The sequence below is a fragment of the Leeuwenhoekiella marinoflava DSM 3653 genome (assembly GCF_900129005.1).
Classification (GTDB): Bacteria; Bacteroidota; Bacteroidia; order Flavobacteriales; family Flavobacteriaceae; genus Leeuwenhoekiella; species Leeuwenhoekiella marinoflava.
Genome location: NZ_FQUN01000011.1, coordinates 80,972 through 97,955, shown reverse-complemented (window position 1 = coordinate 97,955; position 16,984 = coordinate 80,972). Strand labels below are relative to the sequence as shown.

General features: G+C 40.3%; 17 protein-coding genes. 7 read left to right on the top strand and 10 right to left on the bottom strand.

The window, feature by feature from the left end:
- Positions 1-304: 304 nt before the first annotated feature.
- The 6 genes from BUB91_RS11100 to BUB91_RS11075 all read right to left on the bottom strand — a co-directional run bounded on the left by BUB91_RS11100 (position 305) and on the right by BUB91_RS11075 (position 8,410).
- Complete coding sequence (locus BUB91_RS11100) at positions 305-931, bottom strand: response regulator (RefSeq protein WP_073099310.1); 627 nt, start codon at positions 929-931, stop codon at positions 305-307.
- Positions 928-2,790 carry a sensor histidine kinase gene (locus tag BUB91_RS11095; protein WP_073099309.1) on the bottom strand — a complete coding sequence of 621 codons (1,863 nt, stop codon included), beginning with the start codon at positions 2,788-2,790 and terminating at the stop codon, positions 928-930. The genes BUB91_RS11100 and BUB91_RS11095 overlap by 4 nt, the downstream gene beginning before the upstream one ends.
- Positions 2,790-3,353, bottom strand: a complete 564-nt coding sequence (locus BUB91_RS11090) for a hypothetical protein (RefSeq protein WP_073099308.1) — start codon at positions 3,351-3,353, stop codon at positions 2,790-2,792. The genes BUB91_RS11095 and BUB91_RS11090 overlap by 1 nt, the downstream gene beginning before the upstream one ends.
- 73 nt (positions 3,354-3,426) lie before the next feature.
- Positions 3,427-4,086: a peptide deformylase gene (locus BUB91_RS11085; RefSeq protein ID WP_083557922.1), complete on the bottom strand. Its 660-nt coding sequence runs from the start codon at positions 4,084-4,086 to the stop codon at positions 3,427-3,429.
- A 41-nt stretch (positions 4,087-4,127) separates the two neighbouring features.
- Complete coding sequence (locus tag BUB91_RS11080; protein ID WP_073099307.1) at positions 4,128-5,534, bottom strand: DUF5689 domain-containing protein; 1,407 nt, start codon at positions 5,532-5,534, stop codon at positions 4,128-4,130.
- A 35-nt stretch (positions 5,535-5,569) separates the two neighbouring features.
- Complete coding sequence (locus tag BUB91_RS11075; protein ID WP_073099306.1) at positions 5,570-8,410, bottom strand: carboxypeptidase-like regulatory domain-containing protein; 2,841 nt, start codon at positions 8,408-8,410, stop codon at positions 5,570-5,572.
- 90 nt (positions 8,411-8,500) lie between these two features.
- Here BUB91_RS11075 and BUB91_RS11070 point away from each other — a divergent pair, with 90 nt between their 5' ends.
- Positions 8,501-9,562, top strand: a complete 1,062-nt coding sequence (locus BUB91_RS11070) for an endonuclease/exonuclease/phosphatase family protein (RefSeq protein WP_073099305.1) — start codon at positions 8,501-8,503, stop codon at positions 9,560-9,562.
- On the opposite strand, the gene BUB91_RS11065 is transcribed toward BUB91_RS11070, so the two are convergent.
- Positions 9,552-10,562, bottom strand: coding sequence for a YihY/virulence factor BrkB family protein (locus BUB91_RS11065; protein ID WP_073099304.1), 1,011 nt, complete (start codon positions 10,560-10,562; stop codon positions 9,552-9,554). The genes BUB91_RS11070 and BUB91_RS11065 overlap by 11 nt on opposite strands.
- Complete coding sequence (locus BUB91_RS11060; protein ID WP_073099303.1) at positions 10,555-11,004, bottom strand: hypothetical protein; 450 nt, start codon at positions 11,002-11,004, stop codon at positions 10,555-10,557. The genes BUB91_RS11065 and BUB91_RS11060 overlap by 8 nt, the downstream gene beginning before the upstream one ends.
- 129 nt (positions 11,005-11,133) lie before the next feature.
- Between BUB91_RS11060 and BUB91_RS11055 the strand changes: the two genes are divergently transcribed.
- The 4 genes from BUB91_RS11055 to BUB91_RS11040 all read left to right on the top strand — a co-directional run bounded on the left by BUB91_RS11055 (position 11,134) and on the right by BUB91_RS11040 (position 14,128).
- On the top strand, positions 11,134-11,718 hold the full coding sequence (locus BUB91_RS11055; protein ID WP_073099302.1) for a HupE/UreJ family protein: 585 nt from the start codon (positions 11,134-11,136) through the stop codon (positions 11,716-11,718).
- Positions 11,719-11,805: 87 nt separating this feature from the next.
- Entirely contained in the window at positions 11,806-12,246 is a 441-nt protein-coding gene (locus BUB91_RS11050) for a deoxycytidylate deaminase (protein ID WP_073099301.1), read from the top strand.
- Complete coding sequence (locus BUB91_RS11045; RefSeq protein ID WP_073099300.1) at positions 12,246-13,835, top strand: S41 family peptidase; 1,590 nt, start codon at positions 12,246-12,248, stop codon at positions 13,833-13,835. Before BUB91_RS11050 ends, BUB91_RS11045 begins: the two co-directional genes overlap by 1 nt.
- The gene (locus BUB91_RS11040; protein ID WP_073099299.1) at positions 13,835-14,128 is read left to right on the top strand and encodes a hypothetical protein; all 294 of its coding nucleotides are present in this window, start codon (positions 13,835-13,837) and stop codon (positions 14,126-14,128) included. The genes BUB91_RS11045 and BUB91_RS11040 overlap by 1 nt, the downstream gene beginning before the upstream one ends.
- A 17-nt stretch (positions 14,129-14,145) precedes the next feature.
- Here BUB91_RS11040 and BUB91_RS11035 read toward each other — a convergent pair whose 3' ends face one another.
- Together BUB91_RS11035 and BUB91_RS11030 are read right to left on the bottom strand one after the other, a co-directional pair.
- The gene (locus tag BUB91_RS11035) at positions 14,146-14,367 is read right to left on the bottom strand and encodes a hypothetical protein (protein WP_073099298.1); all 222 of its coding nucleotides are present in this window, start codon (positions 14,365-14,367) and stop codon (positions 14,146-14,148) included.
- A 9-nt stretch (positions 14,368-14,376) separates the two neighbouring features.
- A complete protein-coding gene (locus BUB91_RS11030; protein WP_073099297.1) occupies positions 14,377-14,949 on the bottom strand; it encodes a MarC family protein in 573 nt (190 codons plus the stop codon).
- 323 nt (positions 14,950-15,272) lie between these two features.
- On the opposite strand from BUB91_RS11030, the gene BUB91_RS11025 reads away from it, so the two are divergent.
- Positions 15,273-15,845: a DUF3109 family protein gene (locus BUB91_RS11025; RefSeq protein ID WP_073099399.1), complete on the top strand. Its 573-nt coding sequence runs from the start codon at positions 15,273-15,275 to the stop codon at positions 15,843-15,845.
- The gene (locus BUB91_RS11020) at positions 15,845-16,981 is read left to right on the top strand and encodes a methionine aminotransferase (RefSeq protein WP_073099296.1); all 1,137 of its coding nucleotides are present in this window, start codon (positions 15,845-15,847) and stop codon (positions 16,979-16,981) included. Before BUB91_RS11025 ends, BUB91_RS11020 begins: the two co-directional genes overlap by 1 nt.
- The last annotated feature ends 3 nt before the right edge of the window (positions 16,982-16,984 follow it).

Here is a 16,984-nt window from a genome sequence, read left to right as displayed (position 1 = left end):
TTGTAATGTGGTTTGCGCGCTCTTTATCTTTTGAAAGCAGAGATAATGAAGTCTGTAAATTGAGGTAGAACTTGTTTTCAAATGATAATCTGCCATTAAATGTAAGGCACTAAGTAGCTTTATTTTAACGGTTTCTAGGGTTTTAATTACTGAGTAGTTTTTATCTAAACCGTTTCTACATCTTCAAAGTCTTGAGCGTCTGCTGTGCCGGTTACATTGTATGTAGTAATCGTACTGTTATCATAATTTAAAGTTCCCAAATCTGTGATAGAAATTGCCAGCTTAAGTTTGTATTTATTTAGAATTAGAAATCATACTTTTTATCAAGCGCATATCTTAAAAGTTCTCCTTTTCCTTTTAATTCTAAAATGCGCATCATGTTTTTACGATGCGTATCTACAGTATGTACCCCTATAAATAAATCATCTGCGATCTCACGAGAGGTTTTACCTTGAGCGATAAGACGTAGTATTTCAAGTTGACGTTTAGTAAGTAAACCATTTTTAGAAGTTCTACTATTCTCTGAATTAAAGGTACTCTGATCAATTTGTGAGTCAAAAAAACGTTCTCCTGCAGCAACAGTTTCTATTGCTTTCTTTAGTGTTTGTAAACTTGAATTTTTTAGAATATACCCTGATGCACCTGCATCAAGCATTTGTTGTACAGCATCATTCTGATCAAACATCGTAAAGGCTATGACAGCGATATCCGGAAATGCTTCTTTTATAGTTTTTGTAGCTTGTATACCATCCATTTTAGGCATGCGTATGTCGGTAATAAGTACATCAGGCTGGTATTTACGTACAACTTCAACTAATTGTTCTCCATTATTTGCACTGCAAACAAGCTCTATGTGTGGTTCTTCTTGTAGAAGAAGTTGAATGCCATCTATTAATGACTGATGATCCTCACCTATTCCTAATCGTATCATAAGGGTATATCTATTATAACTGTGGTTCCTTTTCCGGGTTCAGACTCTAGTGTTAAGCTACCATTTAAATGTTCTACGCGGCGGTCTATATTGCTGATTCCCATACCTAATGATCTTTTAATTACGTGTCGTGTTTCAAAGCCGACCCCATCATCTTCAACCATAATATTTAACGTGTCACCGTGATTGATAAGATGAATAGTCACGCTGTTAGCCTGAGCATGTTTGATGATGTTGGTGATTAATTCTTGTATGATTCTAAAGATGCTGATTTCAAGAGTGTTTTCTAAACGATTGGTCATCCCGTGATCTACCACTTCAATTTCGAGTCCGTTTAACTGGGAAACTTTTTGAGCCAATTCTTTTACCGCTTTAAGCAAGCCTTGATTGGCGATAACTCCAGAATTTTTAGCGTGAGCGATGCTTCGTACTTTTTGATAGGCTTCGTTTAGAAGCTCATCGGTCTTTTCAAAAAGATCTGGAGCTCTCGAAGACTTTAAAGACTCAAAATGAAGGCGGACGTTAGTCATTAAAGCGCCCAAGTCATCGTGCAATTCACCGGCAATACGGGTGCGTTCTTTTTCCTGACCTGCAATCATCGCATCTACACTGGCAAGTTCTTGCTCTTTTAACAGGTTTTTTACGCGTTCTTTCTCCAGTTCATTTTGTTGTTCAGCCAGTTTACGCCGTTTTTTGCTGTTTGTGATGACTAGATAACCAATAAGAATTAGAATAAAAAGCAGCGCCAAAAGTCCTAGAGTAATTAGCAGAAAGCGCTTTTTAGCTTGCCTTTCTAGCAATAGATCATTAGCTTTTTTTTCGGTTTCTAGCTCAACCTGAAGTCGGGATATTTCTAAAGTATTATCCCTGAAGTTGATGTTATGTCCGGCTTCAACATGGGCTTTGTAATGCGCTAAAGCCAATGAATCTTCTTGTATAGCTTCGTAAAACTTAGAAAGATAATATTCAACAAAAAAAGTGTTTTTTAAAGAATCTTGTGGATTATAGCAACACGCAACTTCTTTTAGCTTTTCAATTGCAAGATTAGATTTTCCTTTTAGATGTTCCAGATAGGCCAACTTTGTCATTGCAGAAAACCGACTGTCAGTATAATAAGGAATGTTTTTTCCTTCATTAAAAACCTTTTGATAAAACGTGGCAGACTTATCATACTTCTCATTCAATTCATAAAATAAAGCGACTTCTAAGTAAAGCTTTGGTAAGAGTTTACAATTGGTTTCAAGCTGCGGAATTAAACTCTCTAATTGAGCTGCTTTTTTATGATAAACCGATTTGATCTCTAGTACCGAAGAATAAAAAATCACTTCATAAACTTGAAAATAAACCTGATCGTGAATATCCTCAATAAGATCTTTATATTGATCTAAAAAAACCTGATAATTATTGTTATTTCGGGCAATTTCATGATGAAAATATTGTAAAATAGCACGTAATACACGACGTTGAAGGGGTTTATACTTCGTAATAGCTGCACTCTTTAATGCAGCATAAAAATAGGGGTAGGCTGCTGTGCGATCTTGCGAAAAGTAAAATTCAAAATACCCGGTGTTGAGCAGGTAGATTGTATTTAAAAAAGGATTTTTGCTTTCTCGTTCTCTGCAAAGTTGCTGGTATTCTGAAGCATCACCGGTAAAACCCTGATAGGTGATATTTGCAAAAGTTTTAAGCGGCACACTATATATGGTGTCCTTAACCCCGCTGATTTGGGAGATCGCTTTTTGATTTTCAAGTTCCTTTAAAAACTGGAAATAGGCATTAAACTTAGAATTTTTGGTTTGCTGCCCAAATGAAAGACTAAATACTAAAAAGCAAAAAAGTTTAGGCAGCAAACGAATCATTAAATCAAAACTTTAAGTTCTGATAGCATACAGCGTCCGCCGGGAGCTTTATCTATTGCGTCAAGTTCGTAAGGCACTTTACTTTGTATGCATTTCTCGATATCACCACAATTGTCGTTATTGAGTAAGTCATAAGGGGGTTTGTTCATCTTAAAATCCCCATCTCTGTAATAAAACTCATCATCGTGAATATATTTTTCTTTGCTGGAAACTTTAGATAAGTTTCTTATAAACCTCAGTTTTTCTGTAGGATCAATTACAAAATTTTCTAAGGTACATTCCTTACTTTGTTTAAGTGCCTGAATTTTTAATTCACATTCTTGACGTTCCTTGTTGAACTTAACCTTGCGTAAACCAATGTCTAATATTCCTTTATAATTCACCAATCTGAAAGTAGCCCTGGCTATTTTTAAACCATCTGAACCATTATCTTCGACTTTAAAATTTCCGTAAACAGCAAAAAAGGTTCCGTAAAGTGATGATGCATAAACTAATTGTTGATACTTTTCAGAGCCGTTTCCAAGATAAACAAGTCCTTCTATTCCATCGTAATCAAGTGACATATTGAATTCATTTTTAGTTAGATTTAAATTTAAAGAAAGCGCATGAGAAGTTTTATACCCGTTAACCGGTATTTTAATTCGAAAGGCTATCTAAGGTCATCAGGCCTTGGGCATCTTTTACTTCTTGTTTTAAATGATCGAGGTATAAAATACCGTTGAGGTGATCAATTTCATGCTGAAAAATTACCGCCGTAAAATCTTCAACCATTTCTATTTCATGAGAAGCATCAGGCTTATCATATTCTACAAGAATTGCATAAGCTCTGGATGATAATGTATCGCGACGACCGGGAATAGACAGGCAACCTTCGGGGCAATCTTGTTTCTTTTTAGAATACTGTTTGATGACAGGATTGATAATGACTTCAAAAGGAAAACCTTCTTTGTCAAAACGTTGTACCCAAGCGATTTTTTTTAAAATTCCTACTTGTGGGGCGGCGATACCGGCACCTAAAGAAAGGCTGTCCCGCACCGTAGCATACATACGATCGATGAGGTTTTTAAGAATGGTGTCGTTAGGATCTACCACTACTTGTTCACTAGGAGTGCGTAGCAACAGCGAGTCACTTTCTTTGGTGATTTTAAAGACACGCATCGGAGTAATCGAGTCTGCGGCCATTATGCGTTGAGCTTGTTCTGTTGTAAATTGTTGGAGTTTTTGAGGGGCTTCTTTTTTAGAATTACAGGCAATACAACCAATAAAAAGTAAACTGAGTAGGGTAGTTTTGATCAAAATGTACTGTTTTAGATTCCTAAAAATAGCATTTTTATTGCTTAGTCTGCTGTAATACTTATGTTGTCAAGCTGATAGGTGCCGTCAAAGTCATCCTGCGTACTGCCTGTATATTTAAAAGCGACATAGCCGGTCTCGCCGGTAGCACAGGATAAATTTACAATGCCCGAGCTGTACCAATCCCCAAAGAAATCCTGATTGCGAATTACAAAAGCATCCCCCAGAACAAGCCAGGTAGCCTGTGTGATAGTTGCTGTATCCCCATCCCAATCTGAACTGAACAATATTTCAAGATCACTACCATCTGCAAAGCTGCTGCTGGTTTCAAACCTGATTTTCACATGGGTGTTAGAAGCTAAATCAATTGCCGGTGTGACCAACCAACAAACACTCAGTGCATCACCAGATTGATACGAGTCTATACGTGCAGAAACTCCCTGCGAAGCATTATTCCCACTCGCGGTATAGGCTTCCCAGGCCTGAATTCCATACTCTATAAAATTAGTCCAACCGTTTCCTTCTATGGGATTGTTACGAGATTGCTCGCTAAAGTCATCTTCAAAAAGAAGTGTTGCTCCCGGAACTTCTGCAAGACCGCATTTGAGTTCATCAGGATCACACCGCTGGGTATTGGTGAAACTAAGAGCCGCCGTAGTGTTGATGCGAATGATGTAAAAATCATCGTAAAAATCCCGACTCAATATCCCCTGAATGTTTCCGCTTCCCGTGGGAAGTTCGACGGATTTAAACTTAGCAAACGTACTGGTGCTTACCAATGTTCTGCCTTTTGTATCACAGGTTTCTAACAACCGGATACCGTCAAATTCATCGGTCACTTCACCGGCAAATGTTTTTATAGATTCGTCTAAAACCTCATCCCGATTAAACTGTGCATTTTCAAGACTGATCAACAAGTTCTCATACGCTTCAGAAAAGTCAGTGATTGAAATAGGTAATGGGACTAGTGTGGCAACTTCAGGTGTTCGTAGTACGTGTTTGCCAATTAAGGAATTCGGAATTTCAGTTATTCCGTTGCCGTCTCGTACACCCAACTGTACAATTCCATTTTCAGTAGTAGCGGCGAGCTCGTCAAGATAGACATAGACTTTACGACCGGGTTCAAATACGGTGTAGATGGCGTTTTGATTCAGCTGAATCGTGATTCCACGCTGTGGATTCTCAGCAGCATCTTGTATGACCAGTTCGTGGTAAAAATTACCGGCAACATCACTGCTAATTACATAACCGGTGAGGTAGGTGTCTGAATCTTCATACTCTATAATGGGTTCTGTGCTCTGTGTAAGATTATTGATCACAGATGTGATGCTTACTTCTGTACCTTCCGGAATGACTGCTGTTGTGGACGTATCCGGGACCTCAAATTCATTGGTGACACAGCTCAGTGTGCTAAAAAGGAGTATAAAACTTAAAAAGGAACGTGTTTTCATAATGCTTTTATTTTTGCTTCCGCTAAAGCGGACTATTAAAATCGAATGTAAAAATTGGCGTAAACTGTTGTTCCGTAGCCTAAAAAGTAGCGGTTTCCAAACAAGGGAGTTCCCCTATTTTGTTCCTCCTGAAGGCTTCGGTAATCGCCGATACGGGAATCTTCAAAACCACCGGTTTTATACCGCGTGTTCAACAGATTATTGACCAAAGCAAAAAAGCCAAGGGTATAGTCTTTTATGCGCCACGATTTTCCACCCACGAGATTGATTAAATAATAGGAGTCGAGTTGTTCTTGTTGAAGCAATTGTTTTGCAATTTCAGGATTGTAATCAGTTAACGGGAGTCCGTCATAATCTGAGCTGAAAGCAGCAGACCGGCGCAGATAACTCACATCGACATAGGCATTTGTAAACCGATTTAAACTGCCGCCCAGCCACCAGAAATCCGGATCGCGATAATCAAAACCTATTTGCAATGCCTGCTCTGGTCCGCCGGAAACGTGATAATTTTTAAGTTTAACATACCCATCGCCAAAGGCGATAGGCTCCTCAGCTAAGGTAGTCGTGTAATAAACCTTGGGATCGTTTGTATAGGTGTTTTGACTTAGGGCAGCTGCAGCTTTAAATGAGAGGGTAGGCAGTACTTTGAATTCGGCACCCAGTTCAATCCCTAAGTTCTGACGGGAGATATCGGTCGTGATTTCTTGTACCAGAGCATTACCGTTTTCTATTGCGGGATTTTGTAAAGACTGCGTGTAGAAATACGAGACTTCGCTTCCGTTGGTAAAGTTGAGATAGTAGCCTGTTAATCGTGCTTTAAGCGATGCACTTCGGTAAATGTAACTGGCATCCAAACTCAGTATATTTTCTGCGGAAGGGTTTTTTATAACAGCATTGTTTTGCCTGGCATTGGTAAATACCGTGTTTGTAGTAGGCGGTTGAGCCAGAAATCCGGCGTTGAATTGTGCGAAATGTTTCCCGTTGAATTTATACGTGAATCCACCTTTGGCATCGAGAGTCGTAAAATCTGCTGCTTCACTTTTGCCTAAGGATTCTGCACCGGGATAATATCCGTTTTCATACAAACCTTCTCGATGATAGTTGGTTTGCGCAATTTGCAGAGCAGTATAGTAATCAAAGTGGTTGTAAGTACCTTGAAGTTGTGCAAACGCGGAAGCTTTAAAAGCGTTAATCGAATAATTGTATTTGTAACGATCTCCTGCAGTAACCAGTCTGTTGCGATGCTGTAGGTCGCTTTGTGCGAGATCGCCTCCGGTGGTATTATCATCTTCTGCAAAACTGTCTATATCGAGCCAGACACTTCCACCTAATAGATCGTCAAGTTCTGCATAATTCTCGCTGTTCAACTGAGAAATTCCAATACGAGCATCCAGATCAAGATGTTCAGAAAAACGGGTATGTAATATACTTGAGGCTTGAATTAAGCGATCTCGGTTTACATCATTTTGTACGGCGTAAATGGTGTTGAGTCCGGTTGCTGCAGCGGTTTGATTGGCTTCATACAAAGCATCCCAATCCAACTGACCCTTTGCTGTAAATTCTTCTTGAGCTAAATAAGCTTGTTGATAGTGTGCAGCTGTGGGGTTTTCAAACCGTAGGAAATAACTGGGTAAATTCTGGTAATAATTGGGTGCAGGATTGCGGGAACCGCCTAAAAAACTTTCCTGACCGTTAGAATTGATCACAAGCGTACTTCCGGTGTAATCGATGCGTGAGTTTGTTGTTTTTCCCCACTGATAGGCCAAACTGCTTGTCAAGGTACTTTCTTTATGAAGCTTCCAGTTATGCGTCAAAATAGCAACAGGCTCTTGGATCTCTCTGAGTCGGGCATTGCGCAGCTCGCCATTTTGAAATCCCCAATTGGGATTGTATCTGTTTCCTTTTAGATCGATGAGTTCCTGAGTTAGTGCAGTGCCTCTTCCGCGGCGATTGGGCGTATACAATACCGACAAGTTGAGGCTGTGTTGTTCTGAAAGGATTTTTTCAATCCCAATAAATAGCGAATTGGCATCATAAAGTGTCCCGTCAACATAGCCTTGTTGTCCAAAGCGGCGTGAAGCTAAAACGGAATATGCCCAATTTGATTGGGTGACTCCGCTAGTGTAACTTGCCATTGCTCTGCCGGTATAGGTGCGGTTAGCATACGCATACGAGATTCGACCACCACGGCGATAGGATGAGGCTTGCATATTAAAATGAAGTGTACCTGCGGGACCACCAAAAGTATAGTCATTAGCAGCAATTCCCTGACTGAACTCCCGATTGCGCATCACGTCGTTGAGTCCGCCCCAATTGCTCCATTGCGGTCTTCCGGTGTTGAATTTGTTGAGTTCAATACCGTTTATAAGCACCCTGCTGTACTTGCTGTCCAAACCACGGGGCCGAAAAAAGGTAGCGCTAAAGTCAAAAGCCGCTGCATTACTAAATACATCATTCGTAGCACCTAAAAGTCCGGAAACGACATTGTCACGAGCTGCTTCATCTTCGTTGAGCTGCATATCGGAAAGACTGATCAAGGTGAGATTTTGATTAGCCTCAGCGAGATCTACTTCTAATGGAATGTATTCTAAATACAAGTCTTGATCTGTATGTAGCATTACCGGTAACCGAAGCTCGAGATAGCCTTGTTTTGAGAACACTAAGGTTTGATCTCCTTCCGGGAGCTTGCCTTCTAGCACAAAGCTTCCGTTTGCGTTGCTTAAGGTTCTTAAGTCAGTTTTTAAAATACGGATCACGACCTCTGGAATAGCAGCAGCTGTTGTTGCGTCTTTAAGATTTCCGCGAATGCGAATCTCCTGAGCAATACTTGTTTCTATGCTGAATACTAGCGTTATAAAAAAGATGGTTTTGTACACAGTGAAAAAGAATTATTGGTTTTTTCAGAGGGGGCGTACAGTTCTAAATTAAAAATTTGTTTAACTTAACAGTCTGATTTTAGTTGTGTTATGTCAAAAACTCGATTAAGTGTTCTTATTGTGTTCATTCTTAACCCAAATCTGTGGGTTTTTAGTCAGGAGCATAAAGATTATCAGCTGATTACAATTGCTTTTTACAATTTGGAAAACCTTTTTGATGCCGAAAATGATCCCATAACCTTTGATGACGATCGTACTCCCGAAGGCAAAGACCGGTGGACGGAAGCTATTTATACAGATAAGCTTTCAAAAATGGCTGAGGTAATTGCGCAAATAGGACCTCCGCAAGCTGAAAATGGACCGGCACTATTGGGAGTCGCGGAGATCGAAAACCGCAAGGTGCTTGAAGATCTGGTTAGTCAATCGGTTTTACAACAAAAGGAGTATGGAATCGTACATTATGATTCTCCCGACCGGCGGGGCATAGATGTAGGTTTACTTTATGATAAAAAGTTATTTCAACCCATTAGCAGTAAAGCTTATGAGTTGAAACTCTTTGATCCGGAGCGTGAAAACAAGCGTATTTATACCCGTGATCAATTGTTAGTGAGCGGTAATCTTGTGGGAGAGCGCGTGCATATTATCGTAAATCACTGGCCTTCCCGAAGCGGAGGAGAAGCGCGCACCCGACCCAGACGTGTTGCGGCGGCGGTTTTGAACAGAAAGATTATTGATTCGATATGGAGTCAGGAACCCTATGCTAAAATCATTACGATGGGTGATCTTAATGATGATCCTAAAAACAAGAGTGTGAAAAAGGGTTTAAAAGCAAAGGCAAAGCTGAAACATGTGGGACTTAAAGATGTTTATAATCCTATGGAAGCTTTAGCAAAGCAGGGTCTGGGCACGCTTGCGTATCGGGACAGCTGGAATCTTTTTGATCAGATCTTAGTGTCTTCGGCCTGGCTAAAAAAAGACTACGATAGCTTTCAATATTATAAAGCGGGTATTTTTAACAAGCGGTTTTTACAGACACCCTCAGGGCCTTACAAAGACTACCCTTTTAGAAGTTTTGCTAACGGAAGTTACACCGGTGGCTACAGCGACCACTTTCCGGTTTATGTGTGCTTGATTCGTAAGGTTATGAAGTAGTATCCTTGGGTTCTTCAGGATTATTTGCTAATTCGATTGCTTTTTTTTTATCGGCATCAAGCTGTTTTTGTTTTTCGCGCAGGGCTTTGGTTTCTTCGGTATGCGCAAATTCTGCGTGCTTACTCGGTACGATCTTATGCTTTTTAACCAAGGCATATTGCACGGTGATTTCAGCACCAAAAAACAAGATCAGGCAGGTGTAGTTTACCCAGAGCAGCATAAGTACAATAGACGCGGCACCGCCATAAACCGAAGCGGGGTTGCTGCTTGAAAAGTAATAGCCTAAGAGGCTTTCCCCAATGAGAAATAAAATTGCAGTTATGCTGGCGCCCAGAACAGTGGTTTTGTAGCCCATTTTTACATCAGGCAGAATTTTAAAGATTGCAGCAAACAACGAAGCGATGAATACAAAGGATACCAAGAATCTTAATACGTCAGCAAAAACAACAGTAATTACGGGAGCAAACTCAGCGAGATAATCGGTGAGTAAATTCAATAAAACGGTTACGACGAAAGCTACTAAAAGCATAAAACCCAATACCAAAACCATCCCAAAAGCGATAGCCCGGTTGATAAGCATGCGTTTGAAGTTTTGGTTTTTTTCGGTAACATTCCAGATGGTATTCATCGTCTTCTTCATTTGAAAAAATACCCCGGTAGCACCATAAATTAATGCGGCGATACTGATGATCAGCGTAATCCAGTTATCATCTTGTAAGGTGACATTGCCTATCATTTCTTCAATAGAAATAGCGACTTCCGGACTGATAAAGCGTGCGATTTCATCGTGAATGCGTCCCTGTACTGCTTTTGTACCCACAAAGGCACTTGCGATCGATGTCACAATCATGAGCAGTGAAGGTAGTGAGAACAAGGTGTAATAGGCAATAATGGCACTTTTAGCAAATGGATCATTGCGATCCCAGGCCAGATAGGTTTTTTTCATAAAGATGAAAAACTCAAACCCTTTTTTGAGTATGGGGTTTTTGGGTTTATTCATCTTTTAAAAAGGGTTTTATGATATAATCGAGTTCGTCTACCGCTTTGATACTGAGGTCAATTTTTTCAGTTTCTTCAGCAGTCTTTCTGGTTAATGTGGGTATCACATAACCGTTGTAATTTGCAGGAAGTTCTTTTTGAGGACTTTTTAACTGTTGCTCACAAGCGGCAGCCATTTTTGCATAATCATTAAGCGCTATATTCAACTCCAGATGCCTGCCTTCATCATCCAGACCGTCTATGGTGTTGTCTTCAGAAACCGGATCATAAATGAGCTTTTTGGTACTGATAGCATACACATTGCCTTTAGTATCTATGTAGGTGTAATCCGGTGCATTAGGTAGTGTTGTATCCTGGCTGGAGGTAAACCCGGGTGTTGCACCACAACTAATTAATGCGAGCGTGAAAAACAGGGGCGCTATAAGTTTGAAGAAGCGATGCATAGGTTTGATTTTAAAAAATGAAATTACGAAAGCCTTAATTTTTTAGATTTCTGTTTAGACATAGTTTAACGTTTAACACAGCAACTTTGGGAAATAATTGTAGTTTTGGTGAAATTGCAAGTTGTCCCTATGTCAGATTTTTGGTTTTATTTCAAAATAGGTCTAGAGCATGTATTAGATTACAAAGCTTACGACCATGTTTTATTTCTAATTGTACTAACGGTGCCTTATGTCTTTAAAGACTGGAGGCGCGTTCTTTTAATGGTTACTTTATTTACGGTAGGTCATATGACTTCAATGATACTGGCTGTTTATGGCGTCGTTAGTGTAGATCGGGGGATTATAGAGTTCTTAATACCGGTTACTATTTTTGTTTCGGCATTATACAATGTGTTTACTGCCGGCAGAGGAGCTCATAAAGATAAGTTAGGAGTATTGTTTATTACAGCACTTTTCTTTGGGCTTATACACGGCTTAGGTTTTTCGTCCTTTTTTAAATCTTTGACCGCGCATTTATCAAGTAAAATTTTACCGCTGTTAGAATTTGGATTGGGTATCGAAGCTGCTCAAATCATCATTGTATTGGTTGTTTTGATCTTTGGTTTTATCTGTCAGACGATCTTTAGATTTTCAAGAAGAGACTGGTGTTTGTTTATTTCAGCAGTGGTCATCGGTATGGTAATCCCGATGTTAATGGCTAATTATCCGTGGTAAAGCAATTTTTAGCGGGTGAGAAGCGCCTTAAGTTTTTTATCTTCGCAAGCTTAACAGCTTGTGCTTCAAGTACGGTTTTATAAATATATGTCTTCAATCACTTCAGATAAACAACACACGTACGATATCGCTTATTTACGTATGGCACGCGAATGGGCAAAACTTTCTTACTGCAAAAGAAAACAAGTGGGCGCGCTTATCGTTAAGGATAAGATGATCATCTCTGACGGATATAACGGCACCCCTACGGGTTTTGAAAATGTATGTGAAGATGAAGAGGGGTATACCAAGTGGTATGTGCTTCATGCGGAAGCTAATGCAATACTCAAAGTAGCTTCATCTACACAGGCTTGTATAGGGGCTACCCTTTACATTACCTTGTCTCCTTGTACCGAATGCAGTAAACTGGTGCACCAGGCGGGTATCAAACGGGTGGTTTTTAATAAAGCCTATAAAGATCCCAGCGGAATTGATTTCTTAAAACGCGCGGGAGTACAGGTAGCTTGTATTGAAAATATTGACGAATAATGGGAGGTTACCAAAAAAAATACCTGCCCATATTCTTCTGCGTGGCTGTTGCTTTAGGCATCTACATTGGCAGCCAGTTTAATTACAGCAACAATCCCACCAACATTCTAGGGGGAAACTCTAAGAAAGAAAAACTCAACCGGCTCATTGATTACATCGACTATGAGTACGTAGATCCTATAAATACCGATTCTATTGTTGAAGTTACTGTAAATGGAATTCTGGAGAATCTCGATCCGCATTCCGTGTATATTCCACCGAGTGAATTACAGCAGGTGAATGAGAGTATGAAAGGGGATTTTGTAGGTATCGGTATCAGCTTTTATAATTTTAAAGACAGTATTGCTGTTATACAAGCCATTCCCGGTGGACCTAGTGAAAAAGTAGGCATCCGCGGTGGTGACCGTATTGTTGCAGCAGATGGCCAAGCCTTGACGGGAGCTATTGTCGCAGACGATTCAATCACCAATCAGTTAAAAGGTCAGGCGAATACTAAAGTAGTTCTTAAAGTAAAACGCCCGGGAATTAAGGATTTACTTGATTTTACGGTTACCCGATCTGTAGTTCCTTTAAAAAGTGTTGATGCTTCGTATATGGCTACAGATACTTTAGGCTATATCAAGATCAATCGGTTTGCAGAAAGCACACCACAGGAATTTGAAAAAGCAATTCTTTCGCTCAAGCGGAAGGGAGCCAAAGAGCTGATCTTAGACTTGCGCGGCAATCCCGGAGGTTATATTTCGGCAGCAGAACAAATAGCAGATCAGTTTTTAGAAGAAGATAAACTCATCTTGTTTACTAAGAACAAGACCGGAAAAATAGAAAATGCGTATGCTACCGATGCGGGAGAGTTTGAGCAAGGTAACGTTTATGTCCTGATCAATGAGAACTCTGCTTCGGCCAGTGAGATTGTTGCGGGTGCTTTGCAAGATAACGACCGCGGCATCATCGTAGGAAGACGCTCGTTTGGAAAAGGACTCGTGCAACGCGAGATGGAGTTGGGTGATGGTAGTGCCGTGCGCCTTACTATTGCACGTTATTATACGCCTACGGGTAGAAGCATTCAGCGGCCTTATGCAGACGGAAATAAGGCGTATTACGAAGATTACTTATCACGCTATAAAAACGGGGAGATGCAAAGTGTAGACAGTATTACGGTTGCAGATAGTTTGCGGTATGTAACTCCTGGAGGAAAAGTGGTTTACGGTGGTGGTGGTATTATTCCCGATGTGTTTATTCCGAAGGATACCAACTATGAGAAAGAAGCAATTACCTATGCTTTAAGAGCGGGATATATGTCACGCTTTATTTTTGAACTGATCGAAAAGCGCCGCCCGTATTATAACAGTCTTTCGTTAGAGGCCTTTACCGAAGAAGTTGCGATCTCAGATCTTAATATTCAGGGTTTTGTAGATTACATGAATCTTAGAAATCTTAAAATTCGGGTAAAAGATTACAAAAATGATTTAAAGTGTTATCTTAAAGCCGTAATGGCGCAGCAACTTTTTGGCAATACGGTTTTTGAAAAACTGATTAACGATGAAGATGCAGCCATTCAGAAAATAATAGTCTTAAGCAGGAACGAGTAATGGTTATCATAGCTTCTATATTTATCTTTTGCATTGCAGCGATTTTCAGATTGCTTGATAACAGCGCGGGTATTTTGATTTCCAGCGGTATTTCTGTAAGTCCGTTTTACCTTTCAGAAGCAGAGATTAAAGAGCAGATGCTCGGTATTAAAAACCGGAAGATGCTTAAAAAGCTCAAGCGGGCAATTGTGTTTCAAAAACTACACAAATTCTTTTTGATATTGGCGATACTTACTTTTATAGCCGGTGTCGTGTATGAGTTTATAAACCCTACTTTGGTCACGCTACTTTAAAGAGAATACCCCTGCGTTTATTGGTTCTTGGGCTTTCTTTTTAATTCTTTGTTTTTAACAGCAATCTTTCTGGAGATCATCAGGATTATAACCAGCAAAATAGCACACAGACACGCGATAACCGAAATAACGCCTACCATACTATTTCCTTCAAACGGAGCACTATAATCAATTTTAGTAAGATTAAAAATAAGCAATGCGCTTGCCAGGCCAAGTATGATATAAAGTGCGATTTTCATGGGGTGTATTTAAAAAAGTCCTTGAATGTTTGTTGTGAATAGCTTTACAGCCATCGCCAGCAAAATTACACCAAAGATTTTGCGTATGATATTAATTCCCTGTTTTCCTAGGATTTTTCCGATTCTACCCGATGCTTTAAGCACGGCATATACAAAAAGAATATTGATGATGATGGCAACGATGATATTCTCTACGGCATATTCTGCGCGAAGTGAAAGCAAGGAGGTCATTGTGCCGGCACCCGCTACTAGGGGAAATGCAAGCGGTACTACACTGGCAGTCTCCGGAGCATCGTCTTTATAAAGTGAAATACCCAAAATCATCTCTAAAGCGATGAAAAATATAATAAACGAACCCGCCACTGCAAAGGAGTTTACGTCAATACCTATTAAGGTAAGAATCTCTTTACCTACAAATAAAAACACCACCATAAGAATGGCAGCTACAATAGAAGCTTTTTCACTCTGAATGTGTCCTACTTTTTCACGCAAACCAATGATGATAGGGATGCTGCCTATGATATCAATAATTGCAAATAAGATCATCGTTGCCGTTACGATTTCTTTAATATCAAATGCCATATCGTTCTTTTTTTTAAAGAATGCGCAAAATTACATCTATTTATTGGCACCGCCAAAGGGTCTAATACCCTGTCCCGAGCTATCGGGATGCCGCGAAATTGAAAATTTGTTTCTAACGAATGCTTCGTGGGCCTGCCTTTGTTGGCAGACAGGCTTGCTCCGAGGTAGTTTACTTGATATATACTAGGTTTGACAGGTAGCTTTAACCTAGAAATAACCTGTGGAGTTTTTGCTTAAAAGACGCTTTTTTAGTCTTTTATAGTGCCGTGTATCTTAACTACTCAGGAGCAGATACAGTATTTGAGAAAATGTATCTTTGCGCTATGTTTCAAATAGATCAAACCATAGTTTCAGAAGAGGTCATTCAAAAGGATTTTGTGTGTAACCTTTCCGCGTGTAAAGGGGAGTGTTGTGTTGCCGGAGAGGCGGGTGCTCCTTTAGAGCCAGACGAAGTAGCCATACTTAAAGCTATTTATCCTAAAGTAAAACCCTTTTTACGGGAAGAAGGCATTGCGGCTATTGAGGCTCAAGGCACACATATTAAAACCGATTTGGATGAGTTGGAAACTCCGTTAGTTAATGGGGCTGAATGTGCGTATGTGACTTTTACTAATGAAGGTGTTGCTTCTTGCGGTATTGAGGATGCATACAATGCAGGCGAAGTGGACTTTAGAAAGCCTATTTCGTGTCATTTGTATCCCGTGCGTTTACAGGAGTATTCAAAATTTACGGCAGTGAATTACCATAAATGGCCTATTTGTGATGATGCCTGCAGCCTGGGTAAAGAACTACAAGTGCCGGTTTATAAGTTTACTAAAGAGGCATTGATCCGTAAATTTGGTGAGCAATGGTACGAGGAGTTAGAAGCTGTAGCCGACCATTTTAGAAAAGACTAATGCGCAGTAAATTACCAGATAGCAAGCTTTCTATCTTTGCAGTGATGAGTAAACTGGCAGCCGATTATGGCGCGCTCAACCTCTCACAAGGCTTTCCTGATTTTGATACCGATCCGGCTTTGATACAACTGGTAACCGAAGCGATGCAAGCGGGTCACAATCAGTATGCGCCCTTAGCAGGAAATTTACGCTTACGCGAAAAGATTGCAGAGTTGGTTCAGGAACTTAGAGGAAAATACTACAACCCGGAATCTGAAATCACCCTGACTGTTGGTGCTTCTGAAGCTTTGTATGTTGCCATCACGGCTTTTGTGCATCGGGATGATGAGGTAATCGTTCTGAAACCGGCGTATGATATCTATGAACCTAGCATTTTATTACAAGGAGGGGTTCCGGTTCCGGTGCAGTTAGAAGCGCCTTATACGCATATCAACTGGGATGCAGTAGCAGCGGCTATCACGCCAAAAACCCGAATGTTGATCATCAACAATCCGCATAATCCCAGTGGGATGACCTTTCAGAAAGCAGACTTGGAGCGGCTGGAAGATTTAGTGCGCGGTACAAATATTTTAATCTTGAGTGATGAGGTATATGAACATATTGTTTTTGATAACCAAAAGCATCAGAGTGTCGCAAGCGTTCCGGGATTAGCAGAACGTTCTTTGATCACGGCTTCTTTCGGGAAGACTTTTCATACCACCGGGTGGAAAACAGGTTACTGTTTAGCACCAAAAGCATTGATGCACGAATTCAAGAAAGTACATCAGAACACGGTGTTTTGTGTGCATCATCCTACGCAGGTTGCTTTGGCAACCTATTTAGAAGAACCCCGGCATTACCTGAATCTAAGTGCGTTTTATCAACGAAAGCGGGATGTGTTTATTGAGGCGATTGCAGCTTCCCGATTTCAATTTACGCCTTCAGCCGGGACGTATTTTCAAATGCTGGATTATAGCAAAATAACAGACGAACCTGCACCGGCTTTTGCAGAACGCCTGACGAAAGAAAACGGACTCGCAAGTATTCCGGTTTCCGTGTTTAATGTGAATGGTAAAGACGATCAATTGCTGCGTTTTTGTTTTGCCAAAGAAGAAGCAACCCTGCTTAAAGCCGCCTCGATTCTCAATTCGATTTAAACA

What these genes read in the sequence shown, in the direction of transcription:
- BUB91_RS11020 (WP_073099296.1), top strand. Translation starts at nt 15,845, where the DNA reads ATGCGCAGTAAATTACCAGATAGCAAGCTTTCTATCTTTGCAGTGATG.
- BUB91_RS11100 (WP_073099310.1), bottom strand. Translation starts at nt 931, where the DNA reads ATGATACGATTAGGAATAGGTGAGGATCATCAGTCATTAATAGATGGC.
- BUB91_RS11070 (WP_073099305.1), top strand. Translation starts at nt 8,501, where the DNA reads ATGTCAAAAACTCGATTAAGTGTTCTTATTGTGTTCATTCTTAACCCA.
- BUB91_RS11035 (WP_073099298.1), bottom strand. Translation starts at nt 14,367, where the DNA reads ATGAAAATCGCACTTTATATCATACTTGGCCTGGCAAGCGCATTGCTT.
- BUB91_RS11055 (WP_073099302.1), top strand. Translation starts at nt 11,134, where the DNA reads ATGTCAGATTTTTGGTTTTATTTCAAAATAGGTCTAGAGCATGTATTA.
- BUB91_RS11050 (WP_073099301.1), top strand. Translation starts at nt 11,806, where the DNA reads ATGTCTTCAATCACTTCAGATAAACAACACACGTACGATATCGCTTAT.
- BUB91_RS11060 (WP_073099303.1), bottom strand. Translation starts at nt 11,004, where the DNA reads ATGCATCGCTTCTTCAAACTTATAGCGCCCCTGTTTTTCACGCTCGCA.
- BUB91_RS11080 (WP_073099307.1), bottom strand. Translation starts at nt 5,534, where the DNA reads ATGAAAACACGTTCCTTTTTAAGTTTTATACTCCTTTTTAGCACACTG.
- BUB91_RS11025 (WP_073099399.1), top strand. Translation starts at nt 15,273, where the DNA reads ATGTTTCAAATAGATCAAACCATAGTTTCAGAAGAGGTCATTCAAAAG.
- BUB91_RS11090 (WP_073099308.1), bottom strand. Translation starts at nt 3,353, where the DNA reads ATGTCACTTGATTACGATGGAATAGAAGGACTTGTTTATCTTGGAAAC.
- BUB91_RS11045 (WP_073099300.1), top strand. Translation starts at nt 12,246, where the DNA reads ATGGGAGGTTACCAAAAAAAATACCTGCCCATATTCTTCTGCGTGGCT.
- BUB91_RS11040 (WP_073099299.1), top strand. Translation starts at nt 13,835, where the DNA reads ATGGTTATCATAGCTTCTATATTTATCTTTTGCATTGCAGCGATTTTC.
- BUB91_RS11065 (WP_073099304.1), bottom strand. Translation starts at nt 10,562, where the DNA reads ATGAATAAACCCAAAAACCCCATACTCAAAAAAGGGTTTGAGTTTTTC.
- BUB91_RS11095 (WP_073099309.1), bottom strand. Translation starts at nt 2,790, where the DNA reads ATGATTCGTTTGCTGCCTAAACTTTTTTGCTTTTTAGTATTTAGTCTT.
- BUB91_RS11030 (WP_073099297.1), bottom strand. Translation starts at nt 14,949, where the DNA reads ATGGCATTTGATATTAAAGAAATCGTAACGGCAACGATGATCTTATTT.